Origin of the sequence: Nocardia sp. CS682, assembly GCF_004634405.1 — a bacterium.
In the GTDB taxonomy this organism is placed as follows: domain Bacteria; phylum Actinomycetota; class Actinomycetes; order Mycobacteriales; family Mycobacteriaceae; genus Nocardia; species Nocardia ninae.
In genome coordinates, this window is the sequence record NZ_CP029710.1 from 318,835 (window position 1) to 335,488 (window position 16,654).

The 16,654-nt window shown below is 64.3% G+C and carries 12 protein-coding genes; 5 read left to right on the top strand and 7 right to left on the bottom strand.

Annotation, left to right across the window (positions count from 1 at the left end):
- Positions 1–109 precede the first annotated feature (109 nt).
- On the top strand, positions 110–811 hold the full coding sequence (locus DMB37_RS01520; protein WP_135231092.1) for a M23 family metallopeptidase: 702 nt from the start codon (positions 110–112) through the stop codon (positions 809–811).
- 162 nt (positions 812–973) lie between these two features.
- On the opposite strand, the gene DMB37_RS01525 is transcribed toward DMB37_RS01520, so the two are convergent.
- From DMB37_RS01525 to DMB37_RS01540, 4 genes are all read right to left on the bottom strand, one after another.
- Complete coding sequence (locus DMB37_RS01525; RefSeq protein WP_135231093.1) at positions 974–3,292, bottom strand: molybdopterin-dependent oxidoreductase; 2,319 nt, start codon at positions 3,290–3,292, stop codon at positions 974–976.
- A complete protein-coding gene (locus DMB37_RS41155) occupies positions 3,289–4,260 on the bottom strand; it encodes an enoyl-CoA hydratase/isomerase family protein (protein WP_167768675.1) in 972 nt (323 codons plus the stop codon). Before DMB37_RS41155 ends, DMB37_RS01525 begins: the two co-directional genes overlap by 4 nt.
- Before the next feature lie 262 nt (positions 4,261–4,522).
- Entirely contained in the window at positions 4,523–5,161 is a 639-nt protein-coding gene (locus tag DMB37_RS01535; RefSeq protein WP_240772192.1) for a TetR/AcrR family transcriptional regulator, read from the bottom strand.
- 203 nt (positions 5,162–5,364) lie between these two features.
- Entirely contained in the window at positions 5,365–6,267 is a 903-nt protein-coding gene (locus DMB37_RS01540; RefSeq protein WP_135231095.1) for an alpha/beta fold hydrolase, read from the bottom strand.
- Between the two features lie 125 nt (positions 6,268–6,392).
- Here DMB37_RS01540 and DMB37_RS01545 point away from each other — a divergent pair, with 125 nt between their 5' ends.
- Positions 6,393–8,249 carry a Na+/H+ antiporter gene (locus DMB37_RS01545; protein ID WP_135231096.1) on the top strand — a complete coding sequence of 619 codons (1,857 nt, stop codon included), beginning with the start codon at positions 6,393–6,395 and terminating at the stop codon, positions 8,247–8,249.
- Positions 8,250–8,369: 120 nt separating this feature from the next.
- On the opposite strand, the gene DMB37_RS01550 is transcribed toward DMB37_RS01545, so the two are convergent.
- Together DMB37_RS01550 and DMB37_RS01555 are read right to left on the bottom strand one after the other, a co-directional pair.
- Positions 8,370–8,918: a TetR/AcrR family transcriptional regulator gene (locus tag DMB37_RS01550; RefSeq protein WP_135231097.1), complete on the bottom strand. Its 549-nt coding sequence runs from the start codon at positions 8,916–8,918 to the stop codon at positions 8,370–8,372.
- A gap of 839 nt (positions 8,919–9,757) precedes the next feature.
- Positions 9,758–12,190, bottom strand: a complete 2,433-nt coding sequence (locus DMB37_RS01555) for an ATP-binding protein (RefSeq protein ID WP_135231098.1) — start codon at positions 12,188–12,190, stop codon at positions 9,758–9,760.
- A 655-nt stretch (positions 12,191–12,845) separates the two neighbouring features.
- On the opposite strand from DMB37_RS01555, the gene DMB37_RS01560 reads away from it, so the two are divergent.
- Positions 12,846–13,454, top strand: a complete 609-nt coding sequence (locus tag DMB37_RS01560) for a TetR/AcrR family transcriptional regulator (RefSeq protein ID WP_135231099.1) — start codon at positions 12,846–12,848, stop codon at positions 13,452–13,454.
- A gap of 49 nt (positions 13,455–13,503) precedes the next feature.
- On the top strand, positions 13,504–14,169 hold the full coding sequence (locus DMB37_RS01565; RefSeq protein WP_135231100.1) for an enoyl-CoA hydratase-related protein: 666 nt from the start codon (positions 13,504–13,506) through the stop codon (positions 14,167–14,169).
- A gap of 1 nt (position 14,170) precedes the next feature.
- On the opposite strand, the gene DMB37_RS01570 is transcribed toward DMB37_RS01565, so the two are convergent.
- Positions 14,171–15,358, bottom strand: a complete 1,188-nt coding sequence (locus tag DMB37_RS01570) for an AI-2E family transporter (protein ID WP_370465305.1) — start codon at positions 15,356–15,358, stop codon at positions 14,171–14,173.
- A 513-nt stretch (positions 15,359–15,871) separates the two neighbouring features.
- Between DMB37_RS01570 and DMB37_RS01575 the strand changes: the two genes are divergently transcribed.
- On the top strand, positions 15,872–16,654 hold the full coding sequence (locus tag DMB37_RS01575) for a crotonase/enoyl-CoA hydratase family protein (protein ID WP_240772193.1): 783 nt from the start codon (positions 15,872–15,874) through the stop codon (positions 16,652–16,654).

The following is a 16,654-nucleotide window of genomic DNA, read 5'->3' on the forward strand; positions in this document are numbered from 1 at the left end:
AGGCGCGCGATCGCGTTACACACTTGTAATACCCGAACTGGGCTTTTCCGACCTGTGACGGTAACCACAGGATTGCGGAGCTCGCGTTAACCTCCCGTACGTTCGTTCCATGCCCGTGACCGTTCCGTTATCTTCTCGTCGGGGCGCGACCCGGACTCGACGCCACCGTGCCGCCACCCGCGCGGTGGCCGTGTCCGCGGTCGTCAGCGCCTCGCTCGGCGTGCTAGCCGCCGCCGATCAGCACTCGACCACCACCTCCGGCCACCTGACCGCCGGAACCCCCGCCTCCGCCGACGCCACACAGCAGGTCGCGTTCACTGCCTTCACCCCGCGTGAGGCGCAGATGCCGCAGATCGTGCCGGAGGCCGTCGTGTGGGAGCAGAATCGTTTCGCCGTCGAAGCGGCCCGCCCCAAGACCGTTCGCCCGATCGCGGGCATCCTGACCTCCACCTTCGGCGAGCGCTGGGGCTCGCTGCACGCGGGCCTCGACCTGGCCGACGCGATCGGCACGCCGATCGCCGCGGTCACCGACGGCGTCGTGATCGAGGCCGGACCGGCCAGCGGTTTCGGCATGTGGGTGCGGGTGCAGCAGGACGACGGCACCATCGGCGTCTACGGCCACGTCAACGATATCCTCGCCACGGTCGGCCAGCAGGTCCGCGCGGGCGACATCATCGCCACGGTCGGCAACCGCGGCTTCTCCACCGGCCCGCACCTGCACTACGAAGTCCATCTGCCCGGCGGCCAGCCGATCGACCCGCTGCCCTGGTTGGCCAGCCGCGGCGTCGACATCCTGCGCAACACGCCTTAGTCCGCCGCTCTTCGCGGGTCGATGAGGGGCTCGCGAGGAACGAACGCCCTGGCCGCGTATGTATCAACGGTGATACGTACGCGGCCAGGGCGTTCGTGTACCCGATGTCGGGTTCAGCAGCAGCCGCGTTCCGGCATGCAGCCGAATCCCGGCGCAACGCCCTCAGACCTCCTGAAGTGCCTCGATGCGAGCTGGAACGTGCTTGTGCCACGGGGTTCCCGCGATGGCGTCGCGCCAGGTGACGTCGGTGAGTTCGTTGGCGGCGACGCCGGTGCGCTGGGTGCCGTCGCCATCGGGCAGGTCGAGGCCGAGGCCGTTGGGCAGCGACGCGTGACCGCGCTGCATGCGGTCGTTGACCTCCACGGTCGAGATGGCGGTGCCGCGGCGGGTGGTGATGCGGGCGCGGTCGCCGGTGACGAGGCCGAGGTGGGCGGCGTCGTCGGGGTTGAGCCGCAGGGAGCCGTTCGGGTCGCGATGGCGCCAGGTGCTGTCGCGGAAGATCGTGTTGGCGGTGAACGAACGCCGCTCCCCCGCGGCGAGGACGAACGGGAATTCGGCGCTGGTGTGGACGGACGCAGTGCTGGCGAGCTCGCGCAGTGTGTGCAGTAATTCCGGTATTGCCAACGGAATTCGCTTGTCGGGGTGCGGTACGTAGTCCCAGGCGTCGGCGTAGTCGTCGACGGTGAAGGTGACCCCGGAGCGGCCTGCGAGGATGGCGTCGAAGAGCGCGTCGGCGTCACGATGCCCGGCGCGACGCATGGCGGCGGGGTACACCTTGGCGACGCGCTGGGCCAACCCCCACAGCACCGCCGCGGCGCGCGCATCGTCGGGCAGGGTGGGGCCGAGGGTCTCGTACAGCACATACGGCGCCACACCCGCGAGGGACTTGTCGACCGCGAGCATCGCGGCGAACGCCCATTTGTACGGTCGGCGACCGAGTTTCGCGGCCGTCCGTAGTACGGCGAGTTTCCCAGCACCGACGGTGCCGAGTCTGCGCAGCAACCGGGCGTAGATCTCCGGCTCGGCCAGCGTGCCCGGTAGCGGGTCGACCACCGGTGCGCGCAGGTGAAAGGTGTTGTGCGGGAACTCGAGATTGAAGAAGGTGGCTTCCCATTTCTCGAACTGACTGGCTGCGGGCAGCACGTAGTCGGCGTGACGCGCGGTTTCGGTGAGGGCGACGTCCAAGACTACGACCAGATCGAGCGCGTCGAGCGCTTGCCGGAACTTGGCCGAATCAGCAAGGGAGTGGGCGGGATTGGCGGACTCGACGATCATCGCGCGGAAACGGTCCGGGTGATCGGTGAGGATCTCCTCGGCAATGGAGTTACACGGCACCATGCCGCCGAGAATCGGCGCACCCGTCACCGGTGTGCGTTTGATGTCGCGGCTGTATCCGGCGAGCGGTGCCATCCACGAGTGTGGCTGCATGGCACCGGGTTTGGCGAAGTTCCCGGTGAGCAACCAGAGCAGTTTGTTCAGATACGAGATGAGGGTGCTGTTGGGACTCTGCTGTACGCCCAGGTCTTCATAAGTGGCGACGCTGGCGGCAGTTCCGATGCGGTGCGCGGCGGCGCGTACGAGCTGTTCGGGTACGCCGCAGATTTCGGCATAGGCGGCGACATCGATTCCGGCGAATTCCCGCAGCACCGACTCGGAATCGGTGGTGTGTTCGGCGAGGAAACCATGATCGACGAGGTCGTCCTGCACCAGAACGGCGAGGACCGCGGACAGGCACCAGGCGTCGGTGCCCGGACGAAGTTGCAGGTGGACGTCGGCGAGATCGGCGGTTTCGGTGCGCACCGGGTCCAGCACGATCATGCTGCGAGCCGGGTCTTTGGCGATCTGCTGCAACACCGTTCTGGCCCGCGGGACGCCGTGCGACTGCCAGGGATTCTTGCCGAGGAACACCGACACTTCGGCGTGCTCGAAGTCACCGGTGGTGTGACCGCCGGTGAGGTGCCCGTCGACCCAGCCTTCACCGGTTTTCTCCTGAGCCAAGGCGCTGGACCGGTAGCGGGCGCCGATCGCGCGGCGCAGGGCGCCGCTGTAGGCACCGCCGAGATGGTTGCCCTGTCCCCCGCCGCCGTAGTAGAAGATCTTGTCGCCGCCGTAGCGATTCTTGACCTCGACGAGACGCGTGGCGATCTCGGATATGGCCGTGTCCCAATCGATTTCGGTGAAACTACCGTCGGGTTCACGGCGCAGCGGTGCGGTGAGGCGGACACCACCGTTCTGATAGTGGTCCAGGCGCAGCGCCTTGTTGCAGGTGTAGCCGGCGGACGCGACATGTTCTTTGTCGCCGCGAATCTTGGCGAAGCGGCGGTCGTCGAGTTGGATCAGCAGGCCGCAGTTGTTCTCGCAGAGGATGCAGGCGGTCTTGTGCCACTCGGTGTTTGCGGCGTCGCCTCGAGATGCCGTCGTTTTGGCGTCGTGAGACCGGTTGCCATTACCCTCGGTCCGGCCTGTTGCTGCCGCGGTCATTTGCTGACCTGGTCCACGCGGGTGCCGTCCAGCCACGGTTTGAGATCGGCGAGAAACGGTGTGTCGCCGAGGCGTTCGAGGTCCTCGAGGAAGGCCGTTGTGGTGCGGCCGGCCGCGGCTGTGGTGCCCGCGGAAATGAACCCGGCTTGCTCACGGTCGAGGCCGCGAGACAGCGACTTGTCGGTGCCGAAGTAGATGGCGCGCTTGGCTTCCGCGACGGCGACGGGATTGCGAGTTGCCAATCTCGCTGCAGTCGCTTGGGTTTCGGCCAGCAGCTGTTCTTCCGGGACCAGCCGGTGCACCAGACCGAGTCGATAGCCTTCCCGCACCGACAGCGGTGCGCCTTCGAGAGTCACCTCGATTGCCTTGGCAGCACCCAGAAGCCGGGTCAGCCGCTGAGTTCCGCCGCCACCGGGGATCAGGTTGGCCAAGGTCTCGATCTGTCCGAGTTCGACGTGGTCGGCGTCGGCCGCATAGCGCAGGTCACACGCCAGCGCGATCTCATGCCCACCGCCGAGCGCTGGGCCGTTGATCGCGGCCAGGTACACCACGCCGGAGCGATTCATCCGCAGCGTGGTCTTCTTCCACCGATGCCCCCACACCAGGCCGGCGCCGAGCCCACCACCGAAACGCTCCGCCAGCCGGGCCGCTCCCGGCAACCGCATCGCCGCATCACCGAACCGCAGGAACGGCGCGGCAACTCGCGCGGGGATGAACGGATGCGGCAGTTCGATCATGCCGGTCAGCGCGCGCGGGTCGGCGTGGGTGAGGAACCGGCCGGGCAGCCCGCCGGTGAGCACGACCGCGCCCACCGTGTCGTCGGCATCCACCGCCGCGGTCAACACATCCAGATCACGCACGAATTCGGGAGTGGCGAAGTTGAGCGGTGGCGCGACGACCCGCGCCGTCAGCACCCGCCTGTCTCGGACCAGTTCGATGGTCTCCAGCTGGAGGTCGGCGGCGGACATCGGCGGCTCCTTCGATGCGCATGGCAACGGCCGGACCACGAGAATGCGGCAACGCAAACCCGGTTCACCCGAACCCGTTCTGATTATGGTGTCCACCATAATAGGTGTGTCAAGGGGTACCACGCAGGGTGGATGTTCACTCGGCCTTGCCACCCGCGAGGGCCATTTCGCGCTCGGATGCTCGTAGCGGCCTGATTGACTGACACTAGAGCCGGGTCGACGACCGACCACGTCACCAGACGGGGCCGAGGCGGTGGACCACCTACTGCTGCGAACCAGATTCCGCCGTGCCGGTAGCGGTGGGGAGCAGCTCACGCAGCTCGGCGATGACGTTGTCGAGCGGTGTGATGTCGCGCTGGGCTCGGCACAGCGCGATAGCGCCCTCGAAGGCGGCGACGGTGAGGGTGGCGAGGCGGCGGGCGCGCGCTTCCGAAACCCCTTCGCGGACAAGCATGTCGGCCAGCGAGGTTTGCCAGCGAGCGAAGGTTTCCGCTGCGGCGCGGGCGAATTCCGGTGCGTCGTCGTTGGTTTCGACCGCAACCGCGAAAATCGGACAGCCGGCGCGGAACTCGCTGTCGACCAAGGTGCGCCGCCACATCGCGCCGAACTGGTCGAGCGCCGTCACCGAGTCATTGTCGTTGGTCAGCCGCTCGATGAACTCGGACATGATGGTCCCCGCCGTCACGACCGCTTCATTGACCAGCTCCGTGCGCCCGCCGGGAAAGTGGTGATACACCGAGCCGCGCGGCGCCCCGGTGCTGCTGAGCACCCGATCCACACTCGTAGCGCTGGCACCGTGCACCCGCAACGACTCCACCGCGCCCTCGATCATGCGCCGCCGCGCATCACCCGGCCGCGGGCGTACGGATCCGTCACTACGCGCTCGGCGTGTCCCTGCCATACCGCCATGTTATGGGATGTGCCATAAAGGTGACGCGGCATGGGTCGAGTGATCGCAGGCAGCGCCGACCACACAGCTCCGCGATGCGCACGGATCCGGCTGATAACGGCTCGACGATGTCCCCAGCCGAGGCGGTACTCATGGTCGACGGGACACCGCGGCGGCCCTACTCGCGAGATGCCGCCATCATGTCCCGTCGAAACTCACGTCGCCCGATGGCCGACCCGGGTGGCATGGAAGTCGAGAAAGGCCGACAGGGTGTCGGCGGGAGCTTCCACCTGGGGGTAGTGCCCGACCTTCGGCAGTTCGATCACGTCGGGATTCGGGATCAGTTCGCGGTAGCGGCGAGCCATATGCGCCCCGGAGACCGGGTCGAGCAGACCGTCGATGAGGCGTAGCGGCACGACGGTGTCACGGAGGGCGCCGACCCAGCGCTCGCGATTCTTGCGGCGTTCACCCATATAGCGAATCAGCTTGTGGCCGTTGCGTTTACCGCGCTTGCCACACCACAACGTCCAGAACTGCTCCAGCTCTTCGCGCGTCGGCTTGGTATCGGGGCCGAAGACCGCGGACAGGCTCGCGGTGTAGGCACGCTCACTGGCCAGGAAGCTGAACACCGGTCCGAGCGGACTCGCCAGCAGCCGCTGCACCAACCGCGCCCGGTGCGTCTCGGGGAACAATCCACCGTTGAGCAGGCACACCGACTCGATCACCAGCGACTCGTCCCCCGCGGCGCGGCGCTCGGCATCGCGGGCGAGCAACTCCTGAGCGACGGTATCCCCGTAGTCGTGAGCCAGGATGTGGACCCGATCCACGCCCTGTTCCCGCAGCAGATTCTCGTGAATGTCGGCCTGATCGGCGATCGAATATTGATAATTGCGCGGCTTCGCCGACCAGCCGAAACCGATCATGTCCGGCGCCAGCACCCGAGCAAACCGCTCGCACAGGCCCGGCCAGACGAGGTGCCAGTCCCAGGACGCGGTCGGGAAACCGTGGATGCAGAGCAGTGTGCCGTCGGCCCCACCGCCGTCGTCGCGATAGAAGATCTGATGGCCGCGGTGGGTGAACCGCCTGCCGTTCGCCCGCCAGGACGCAAACTCCTCCATGCCTACCTCCTTGTCGCCGACAAGCATGGCCCCTGAACCCCTCCGGCACAGGAAATCCGTCGACAGCGGACGTGTCATGTACCGCGGGCAGAGTTGCCGGAGATGCGCTCTGCGAGAATGCGACGGTGCATGTCGCGATCGGCCTGGTGGTTCTCGTTGCCTCGGCGGCGGCGCTGGCGGCGCTGGCCCGCCGGTTCGGTGTATCCGAACCGCTCGTCCTGACCCTGGCCGGAGTCGCGGCGTCGTATCTGCCGTTCGTGCCGGAGATCCATCCCGACCCGGAGATCATCCTGCTCGGATTGCTGCCGCCGCTGCTCTATACAGCGGCGATCCGGACTTCGCTGGTGGACTTCCGCGCCAATATGCGCACCATCGCGTCGCTGTCGGTGGGGTTGGTGCTGTTCACCACCTTCGCGGTCGCGGCGGTGGTGTGGTGGTTGCTGCCGGTGCCGTTCGCGGTTGCGGTCGCGCTCGGCGCGGTGGTGGCGCCGCCCGACGCGGTGGCCGCGACGGCCGTGGCCCGGCGGATCGGGATGCCACGCCAGATCGTCACCATCCTGGAAGACGAGTCGCTGTTCAACGACGCGACCGCACTGGTGGCCTTGCGCACCGCGATCGCCGCGTCGGCCGGAACGGTGACGGTGTGGCAGGCAGGCGGCGACTTCCTGCTCGCGGCGGGCGGCGGTGCCGCGGTGGGCGTCGTCGTGGCGTATCTGCTTGCGCTGCTGCGCCGTCGGATCACCGACCCGGTGCTGGACACGACGCTGTCGTTCCTCGCGCCGTTCGCGGCATACCTGCCCGCCGAAGGGATCCACGCGTCCGGCGTGATCGCGGTGGTCACCTGCGGCATGATCCTCGGGCACGGTGCGCCGGTATGGCAGAGCGCGGCGTCGCGGATCGCGGAGCGCACCAATTGGCGCACCATCCAATTCATCTTGGAGAGCTCGGTATTCGTCATCATCGGATTGCAGGTGCGCGCGATCCTCGAGGGTGCGTGGAGTAGCGGGCTCGATCACCGGACCGTGGTGGTCGCCGCCATCGGTGTGCTGCTGGCGACCATGCTGGCGCGACCGCTGTGGGTCTTGCCCTGGTCCTTGCTGATTCGCCGAATCGGACCCACGGGCGGCGTTCCGTTGACGCATTCGGCGGTGGTGTCGTGGGCGGGGATGCGCGGGGTGGTCACGCTGGCCGCGGTGCTGCTGTTGCCGGAGGACACGCCACAGTTGCCGGTGTTGAAGCTGCTCGCGCTGGTCGTTGTCGCGGGAACACTACTGCTGCAAGGTACTTCGCTGCCGTGGTTGGTGCGGTTGCTGCACCTGCGCGGGCCGAGCCGTGCCGAGATGGCGCTACAGAAGGCGAACCTGCTTCAGCAGGCGACGACGGCGGGGCTCGCCGAGCTCGACAAGCGGATCACCCCGGACACACCCGCCTCGGTCGTCGATTCGTTGCGCGACCGGGTCACCTGGAAGACCAACGCGGCGTGGGAACGACTCGGCCGATCCGAATCCGAGCTGGCCACTCCGACAGCGGAATACCGGCGGCTGCGGCTGGCGATGCTACGCGTGGAACGGGAAACCGTACTGCGCGTGCGCGATTCGGGCTCCGCCGACTACGAGATCCTGCAGTACGTGCTGGCTCGGCTCGACCTCGAGGAGTCGATGATCGACCGGTATGACGAGACGGAAGAGGAACGTCTCGAACCGCTCGCCGCGCCTACGGCTGGTGATACGTGCGCACATCTTCGGGCCGCTCCGCTGGTGATGGACCCGGCGAGCCCGGATGTCTGCGCCGAATGCGTGGCGGAGGGGATGAGCTGGGTTCATCTGCGAATGTGCCTGTCCTGCGGGCACATTGCTTGCTGTGATTCGTCCGTCGGTAATCACGCGACCACGCATTACGGCAGTAGTGGGCATCCGGTGATGCGCAGCGTGGAACCCGGGGAGGCATGGCGGTGGTGTTATGTGGACGAGCTGTTGGGTTGAGTGCTCGGCGCGATCAGACGCGCCCGCCCGGCGGAGGCACGAGCCGAGTGACACTCGCAACCCGCAGGACCAGCACACCAACGGGACTCAGGCAGGGCGCACGCGCAACGGGCTATGTACTCAGCGGCGGGCGTGCGAATAGATCAGGCGCGCGTATTCGTTGAGCAACTTGTCCAGCGACACATCTTCGCCACCGGCCGCGATCTGCTGGTAGCCGATCAGCATTGCCATACCGAGCCCGGTCACCACAGCCGAGGTATCGTCGTCGCCGACCACGCCCTTGATGGCCTTATGCACTGTGCGCCTGCGCGATTCGTCGACGCGCTTGAGCGCCAGGTTCACCGATTCGTCGTTGGCGGCCCAGGCGCGGATCGCGGCTTCGGCGGCGTGGTGCAGGCCGGAGGCGAGGTCGGACATGGCGCGGATGTCGTCATCGGGGTTGCCCTGGTTGAACTTCAGGGTGCGCAGGATCAGCACCTGCCGGTTCTCCCAGTGCTCGAGCAGCGCGTCGACGAAACCCTGCCAGCTGCCGAAGTGGTGATAGAACGAGCCGCTGGTGACGCCCAGCCGTCGGCACAGCACACCGATATTGAGACCCTTGAAACCGAATTCGGCGAGCACCTCCAGAGCGGTGTCGAAGTACTGCTCCTTGGTGACCACACGTGACATGCCGGGTGCCGTTCTGTTCGTTCGGGCAGGAGTGGGAGGACCGAACAGTACCCCATTGTCTCGCCGGCTCGTACGAGGATAACCAAGCCGCTACCGTGCCGTTCAAGCGACCCCAAGTACCTGTTACCTGGTGAAATACCTAGTGCGCGTAGACAACCCACCTTCGCAGGTCTCCACGACCGGAGCCTTTCGACCGCGACTGTCAACCGCGCAGAACCCATGAGACAACCGCGATAGTGTCGCGCGAACAAGATTTGACCCGCCGCTACCTGACTCTCTCCGCCCCCAGAACTCGGGGGAGCTTTCTTGCTGATCCTCTCACAGGGATGATCATCGTTAAGATGCTCAGTCATGCCTCGCCGCGGGCCCTCTAGTCAACGGATTCCTGCGTATTCCTAGATTCGTGTTCGCGAAGTCTCGCGCTCGCCCTAAGCACACTGCGGGTAACGACCCAACCCAAGAAGTAATGCTGCACTCAATGCTCGTTACACGTCGGCTGCGACCTCGTCGGTCACATTCGGCCTTCAAAATGACGCAGATCCGAGTTGGAATCCCTCGATCCATGAATGCATTGGCCTGCGGAGCATTTCTCGATAGAGCTCGCTGAGCGATCCGGGAGGGCATCAAGCCGGTAAACGTATCCGTGCCGTTGCCGCCGGAAGAGTCGGCAACGGCGCAGAAACACGTCGCCTGGACCGGCCGCCGCCCATCGTTGCTTCAGTCCACGATGACCAATGCGAGCGCCGCGAACTCTCGCTGCCTGGAGGGACAGAAGCTCACTTGGGGCCATCGAGATCCAACTCGATCCTCGCTAAACTGCGCCGTTTCCCACATCGGAACTATTCGCTGATTTGCCTATCGAGTGAAAAGGTCATCAACCTACGCTCGACCTGTGAGGCAGCGTCATTTATCATACTGCTGTTTCGGAACTGCAGTCGTGCGATTTCTGCGTATCGCCTGAGATTATCTCGCAACAAGCGAGCTTCACCCACCCCCAGGGAGGCGGCCAACAACCATTTCAATCCCAAATTTAAGTAGACATGATACGTGTGAGGAGACCGCTCAGATTTCGTCAACATAAGCGCTTCAAGACGCCGAAGGGCATCCGCGGCATCGGGTGCAGATGAGGCCGATTCGGGCGCGCAGAGAGCCCTCTTCAACAAAAGATAGCACCACTCAGTTTCGAGTAAGAAGTCATCAGGCTCCAAGGCTTGCGCCTGTAGCAAAAATGTTTCGGCCTGGCCTAGATCACCAACCTCTACTTCGAAACTGCCACGCTGAAGCCAATAATGGAACTCGCTACTTAATATTGCCTCAACCGACCCGTATAGGGTTTGAACTGCAATTACACTGCCCAATTGCTCTTTGAGGAAATCGTGATTCAGGAATCGAATCAGCAAGCGCCCGTACCGACCACGCGTCATTGCGGATGGAGTGTACTGGACAGCAAACAGAAAAATGAGGTGTTCCATCCATTCCTGCAACCTGCCTTCAGATCTGAAGTAGTTGACTGCAGATTCGGCAATCACACGGTGCCGCACTCTCAATTTTCCCTCAACATCGGTCAATAGGCCATCTCTCGCCAATGCGCGCACCGCTTTTACCCCTTCGTTGTTGGCGGCACCGATTGCGATCATAATATCGCTGCTTGTAAGATATTGGCCATCCGCCGCATCCGCACAGCAAGCTACCCCATAGGCGGCAAGCTCCACTCCGGTCAGATTTCGACACTCATCGGCGACCTTGTCGTGAAATTTGCGCCCTGATGTAGCTTCAATGAGCGACACCAACAATTGCCGACCAGAGCGCCGCGTTATTACATCGACACGGTCCGATGCCGTCAGTTGCAGCAATGCACCCAGTCGATTGCCCTTCTCCAGCGTGGCTATGAGACCAATCGCATCCGAGTCAGATAGGTGTGGCGCAGGTTTGAATTTCGCTGCCAGCCTTGTCGGCAGTTCGAGCCTGTAGAGTCGTTGAGTACGCATAGCGCCGACAAAAACACTCGTATCGAGCTTATTCATCAGCGAATCCATGAAGCTAGGTCCAGAGTCGCCGAACCGGTCCAGGTTGTCAATAAACACATAGTCGGGCTGCCTATCGAGAATCCTTGATCTGATCTCGCCAGGCGATTTGTCCGTGTCTCTTGACACCCACAGAACTCGATTCCCATCTGCCGCTAGGACTGCCGCAGCTCGAAGCATCGTCGTACTTTTTCCCGTACCCGAACCACCGTGAATAATGTACGTCCCATCACTCATTTGCCGCAGATCCTCTATCACCTCGGCATCCCAGTCAAACTGAGCGGCGAAACCATCGTGCACATCTCCCCACGTGGGCTCGCGGCCCAGAAGAAAGTTGGCATCCCCCTTGGGACCCAAAGCTATAACACCGGCAACATCCACAAGATATGATTCCTCGGCAGCATTTTCTCGAGCTCTTCTATCTTTAGCTACCTGCTTGAGCTCTCCAACATTTGAAGCAATGAACTCTCTATAAAATTCTTCTTCATATTGCTCGACTAGAAAGATGTTGAATTCGGAGAGTAACTCGCGACGGGCAGCTGGTAGGTTCTTAGTAATGAGCCAAGAACGTGGTCTGGTCTCAGCTGTCGCACCTTTGGAGCCCCGCTGACTTAGGTAGTGCCAGAACGGTGGCTCCTCAAGAACCGTTCCGATAAAGAAGGTTGGCCGCGTGACTATATCGGTCACAAACTGCTGATACCACGCGTCTGGGAGACTGGTGCGGGCGCCATAGCTCGGCGGATCAAACGTGAGGTTAGGAAAATCCACCATCCGCCCGTTCAAATGCACAATCGCAAGATGATCGCGCGAAGCCGCATCGCCGGGTGTAGAAGTAAATGCAGATAGAATACGAAGCGCCCTAGGCGACTTGAGCGTATTGGCGACCGCCTGATCCAAGTCGTCAATATTCAAAGTGTATATCCGATGCCATGGCAACGAGAACCAATCGTGGTAGCGGCGTGGAACTTTTTCGGCATCAACGGAAAGAACTAGTTCGAGGTGGTCACGCAGCAACCTTCCAGACTTTCGGTTCGCAAGCCGAAATACCTCCCCAAGATTAGAACTTCGATCGAAGGCAGAGTTGCCGAAGGCAATGGGCCAAATCTGCTCGGCAAGCTCTCTCCCCAACGGGATTGGGTGACCATTTCGGTCCACTGCTCCATGCGAAAATCCCGCACCTGTCACCAACACAGCTTCCCCGCGAATGAGTGCAGTGTAAATTTGAGACTTCATTTGAACCGTAACCATTTTGCACTCCCAGCTCGTGCAAGCAAAAGGTAGATTCCCTGGTTCGTTACAGAGGTTTTCGCCTGACACGCACCAGAGCGATCGAAATCAAGAAAGGATATGCTTACGCTCGAACATGCGGACCTAAAGGGTCGATTTCGCCCGATCCAAACGGGACTACCGCCGTGATCCGCGCACAGCACCGACGAACTAGGCGACCTATGCGGCCCCTATCTCCCCGACTCGAATAATTCACTCTACGTACAGGCGGGCACGTGCACGCCGCCGGAGGTTCCCCACCGTGGCGGAGGCTCCCGACGTCTCCCAGTCTAGCCAGGGTCGAGAAATCGTACAGAGGTTTTGGTCATTCATCCTCAGCCAGGTCGTAAATGATCGCACTCAGTTCTTCATCAACACGTCTGTCGAGCCATCTCGGCGTTTGGACCACCCGCTACACCCCCAAAGGCAGGACAGTCACACTTAACCGCACGACGTAGGACGTAGGACCGTCCAGAATCAGCTCAATCAAGCTGGTCGGGCCACAGCTTGAGCGGTCGAAGTGAACACACTCGCTCCAAGTTCAGGGCAGGTCTGATTTGAGGGATGCACAGAGCCGCCACAGGATATCAACGCACACCCCAGATAACAGAGCAAGCGCTCTGCTATAGTGACCGGCATGCCTCGCCCCCGCACCCACGACCCCGACATCGTGCTCGATGCCGCGGAGTCGCTGGCCGTGCGGTCAGGCCCGGCCGCGGTCACCACCCGCGCCGTCGCGGCAGCGACCGGCGTATCCAACGGCGCGATCTACCACACCTTCGGTTCGCGCGCGGAGCTGCTCGGCCGCACCTGGTTACGCGCCGCTCACCGCTTCTTGGCCTTGCAGTCCGAACTGGTCGACGCCGCGCTGGACGGACCGGATCAGCAGGACGGCATCGATGCGGTGATCGCCGCCGCCGAAGCGCCCGTGGTGTTCGCCGAAAAGTTCCCGACCTCGTCGCGGCTGCTGCTCACCGTCGAGCGCGACGAACTGCTCGGTGACGTCCCCGACGCTATCGCCACCGAGCTCGCGGACACCGACAAAGTGTTGGTGGAGTTACTGATTCGACTGTCCCGGCATCTGTGGGGTCGCGGCGACGGCCGCGCGGTCGACGTACTCACCGTGTGCATGGTCGACCTGCCTACCGCGATCCTGCTGCGCCGCAACAGGATCGCCAATCCCCTGGCCCGCGGGCAACTTCGCGCGGCGGTGCGTGCGGTCTTGGATGTAGGCCCACCACCATGACAGCAAAGCAGTCCCACCAAGTCCCGATCCGCACAACACAAGGAACCCCATGCCGACACTCAGCTACCACGACAAGATCGCCGTCCTGAACCTCGGCGACGACGAAAATCGTTTCTCGCCAGCATTTATCGAAGCCGTCAACGCCCAACTCGACACCGTCCTCGCCGACGGCGCACAGGGTCTGATCACCACCGCAGGCGGCAAGTTCTACTCCAACGGCCTCGACCTGGACTGGCTCGGCGCCAATGGCGACCGCAGCCAGTGGTACGTCGGTGAAGTTCAAGCGCTGTTCGCGCGCGTGCTCACCCTGCCGGTGCCCACCGTCGCAGCACTCCCGGGTCACGCCTTCGGCGCGGGCTCCATGCTGGCCATCGCCCACGACTACCGGGTCATGCGCGCCGACCGCGGCTACTTCTGCTTCCCCGAGGTCGACATCCGCATCCCGTTCACCGAGGGCATGGCCGCGCTCATCCAAGCCAAGCTCACCCCGAAGACCGCTGTCGCCTCGATGACGACGGGCCGGCGCTTCGGCGGAACCGACGCTCTCGCAGTCGATATCGTCGACGCCACCGCCGCCGAGGGCGCGATCACCGACACCGCGCTGGCCCTGCTCGCCCCGCTCGGCGGCAAAGATCCCGGCACCCTCGGCGCTATCAAGAACACCATGTTCGCCGGCGCGGTCACCGCGCTGCTGGCGGCCCGCCAGTCCGAGTGAGCTACTCCGTCGCGGGCTGAACCTCGTCGTCGGACTCCGGTGGCGCGGCGGTGACCACATCGATCTGCTCCCCGATGTAGCGGACTACCACCGCGATCACCGCCACCACCGGGACGGCGAGGAACGCGCCGACGATGCCGTAGATCGACCCACCCGCGGTGACCGCGAGCAGCACGAGCACCGCGTGCAACTTCATGCTCCGGCTCTGCAGAACCGGTTGCAGCACATTGCCTTCCAGCTGCTGCACCGCGATGATGATGCCGAGCACGATCAACGCGGTCGTGAAACCGTTGCCGACCAGCGCGACGAGCACCGCGAGCGCGCCGGCCACGAAGGCGCCCACCATCGGGACGAAGCCACCGATGAAGGTGATCACCGCGAGCACCATTGCCAGCGGGACACCGAGGATCACCAGCCCGGCGCCGATGAACACCGCATCGATCAAACTGACCAGCGCCTGGGTCCGGATGAATCCGCCGAGCGTGCCCCACACCCGATTCAGTACCTCTTCGACATGACGGCCGCTCCGGCTGCCGAGCACGGCGTGCAGCCACGGCAGCAACCGCGGGCCGTCCTTGACGAAGAAGAAGCTCAGCACGAGCACGAGGAACAGGGTGATGATCGCCGACGTCGCGGTGGACACGCCGCTGAACACGCCCCCCGCGATCTGCGCGGCACTCGACTGCAACCGGGACACGATCGCGTCGACCGCGGAGTCGAGTTGCTCGTCGCGAATCCGCAGCGGGGGTCCCTGCATCCAATCGCGCACCCGATTGACACCCTCGGTGGACTTGTCCGCGAGGTCCGGCGCCTGGTCCACCACCGACGGCACGATCAGCGCGATCACGCCGGCCAGCGCGCCGACGAACGCGACCATCGTGATGGACGCCGCCAAAGCCGGCCGCAAGCCTTTCCCTGTGAGCCACCGCGTGGGCGGCCACAGCACGGTCGCGACGACGATAGCCAGTGCCACCGGCAGCAGCACCACCCACAGCTTCGCGAAAACGTACATCAGCACCCACGCGCCCGCGGCGATCGCGACAATGCACAACGCCCATTTCGCGAGCCACATGATGCCGGACCCGATCACGTCGCCGCGATCCGGTACCGCGTGGCTACCGCTGGTCTTGCCGGTCTGGTCGCGACCTTTGCTGGTCTTGTGCTGAATGTCTTCGCTCGGCCCACTCACGGGCCAAGTCTTGCACGAGGGTGCGGCGTGAGCAGATCATTACCTACCGCGCGCCGCGGTGTCCCAGAGCACTCTGGGCGGTCCCACGGCGAACAGCTGCATCGTTTCCACCGCACCGGCACGGTCCCGTCATCGCCGCCAGACCGATTCGGCCGCACGTGCCGCCGGGCCGATCAGGCTGCACCACCTCGTCACGCCGATCAGGCGCCACGCCGACCGGGCACCCACCACCTCGCTTCCCGAGCACCGCCGCGCTGCGTCAACGCAATCACCCTGCCGGCCCGCACAGCGCACCGGCCAAGGGGTTCGACTCGGCGACACCAGAAAGGTCCGCCTTTGTGTTCGGTTGCCGCACGAGTTCCGCGGGCAGTTCGCTGCGGGCCCACGATGGCATCATCTCGACCGGTCGGCGCTGAGCCTGATACGTCCCACCGGCCGTCCGCTGACCGGGATCTCGACCCGCGCCGCAGCACTGTCCCGGTAGGTTCGAGTGATCTTCTGAAGGAGGGCACTTTGACCGCCGCAGCCACACTGGAACGCCACGGGCACATCGCCGTTATCACCCTTAATCGCCCCGAGGCGATGAACGCGGTGAATGCCGCGTTGTCCACTGCGGTAGGTGCCGCGCTGGACGAGCTCGCCGCCGACCCGGAACTGCGGGTCGGCGTGATCACCGGAGCCGGGCGCGCTTTCTGTGCCGGAGCCGACCTCAAAGAGTTGGCGCGTGGCAACGGGATTCACGATCCGGAGCATCCGGAGTACGGATTCGCCGGACTGGTACAGCATTTCGTGGACAAGCCGCTGATCGCGGCGGTCAACGGGTTCGCGCTCGGTGGCGGCACCGAGATCGTGCTGGCCAGCGACCTCGCGGTGATGAGCGAGGACGCCTCGCTCGGCTTACCGGAGGTGACGCGCGGATTGGTCGCCGCGGCAGGCGGATTGCTGCGGTTGCCGCGTGCGGTGCCACCGAAGATCGCGCTGGAGATGGCGTTGACGGGCACGCCGATCGATGCCGCGAGCGCGGCGCACTGGGGGTTGGTCAACCGCGTGGTGCCCGCCGATCAGGTGCTGCCTACTGCCCTGCGGCTCGCCGAAACCATCGCCGCGAACGCACCACTGTCGGTGCGCGCCTCCAAGCGGATCATGCACCGCGTCAACGAGTTCGGCTCGGACTGGGATACGCCGATCTGGGAGATGAGTGTGGCGGAAGCCGGTCCGGTGTTCGTCAGCAAGGATGCCCTCGAAGGTCCCCGTGCGTTCGCCGAAAAGCGCCCACCGCAGTGGCGCGGCGAGTAG